The sequence below is a fragment of the Chloroherpetonaceae bacterium genome, from assembly GCA_025056565.1.
Taxonomy (GTDB): domain Bacteria; phylum Bacteroidota; class Chlorobiia; order Chlorobiales; family Thermochlorobacteraceae; genus Thermochlorobacter.
Genome location: JANWWA010000039.1, coordinates 1 through 1,052 on the forward strand (window position 1 = coordinate 1; position 1,052 = coordinate 1,052).

The 1,052-nt window shown below is 43.3% G+C and carries 2 protein-coding genes; both read left to right on the forward strand.

Annotation, left to right across the window (positions count from 1 at the left end):
• Nucleotides 1-66 precede the first annotated feature (66 nt).
• Complete coding sequence (locus NZM05_12555) at nucleotides 67-255, forward strand: hypothetical protein (GenBank protein ID MCS7014445.1); 189 nt, start codon at nucleotides 67-69, stop codon at nucleotides 253-255.
• 150 nt (nucleotides 256-405) lie between these two features.
• On the forward strand, nucleotides 406-1,052 hold a 647-nt coding region (locus NZM05_12560; protein MCS7014446.1), incomplete at its 3' end, for a hypothetical protein.

The window sequence follows — 1,052 nt, forward strand, 5'->3', positions numbered from 1 at the left end:
GACTTGCCGCAATTCCTGCCACGAGACAGGAAGAAGTCTTCTTAAACTCAAACCTTCAATCAAACGATGAAAAAGAAAATTGTGTCTGGGCTGAGCGTAATTCTCCTGCTCCTTGCAGCACTCGCATATTCTGATGATGTTGCATATGCAAAAAAGAAAATAACAATAACTGAATATGGCTTTAACGCCGGGTGGTTCGGGTGCTGGGGTAACAACGATGTGTGTAAGGTCACTGTCATTGAAGTTGATGAGTAAGGTGACTACCAGAGAGAGTACTGAATACTTTGGAGAGACAGCGTGGCTGCTCTCCCCTTTTTCGTAATGAAAACCTGAAACCTCTTCACGACAAGGATGAGGAAGAAATTTTTTCTATCGCTGTCTTTTTCTCTCGTCACTGTTGCTGCGATGGCAACTCTTGTCTTGATGACGACAAGAGAAAAAGTTGATTATGCAGCCCTCACACGCGAAGCGAGTGAAGATAGGTTGAAGAGAGCGGGCTTAGCTCTATCGAAAGCAAATGTTGTAACTCAGGTGGCTACATTTGATTTCAAAGAAATCACCATGCCAGAAAAGTTGTTTGTGGTTGATAGCGCTGTTTTGATTTATGATAACTCCTCTTGCAAAGTTTTTTCTTACAGAATGCCTAGCAGGAAGTTAACATCTACTTTTTTTCAGAAGGGTTCAGGCGCTGGCGAGATTGCAAGAGGGCATCTCTCGCTCTCCCCGACGAAGCAAGAACTTGTATTCAGCGACATTGAGCAAGCCAGAATTACAATTTTCAGTTTGAATAGCAATTCCATAAAGACGATTCCAGTCAAGTTTATGCCCGAATCTGCTAACATAATTCGCGGTAGGCTTTTTGTCAGAAGCTTTTACTTGGATAGCTTGTTGGCTGAGGTAGATGAAAGGGGAAATGTCATCAGACAGTTACCGTTCAATTTCTCAAGCTTGGCATCAATTCCAAATTTAGGCGCTCAGGGAGAGATTACGGCGGGCGAAGATAGAGTGCTACTCTGGTTTACATATGCAACGCCAGTCTATGAATACTCCCT

Bases quoted from the DNA above. Each gene is read 5' to 3' on its own strand.
- NZM05_12555 (MCS7014445.1), top strand. From the start codon at position 67: ATGAAAAAGAAAATTGTGTCTGGGCTGAGCGTAATTCTCCTGCTCCTT.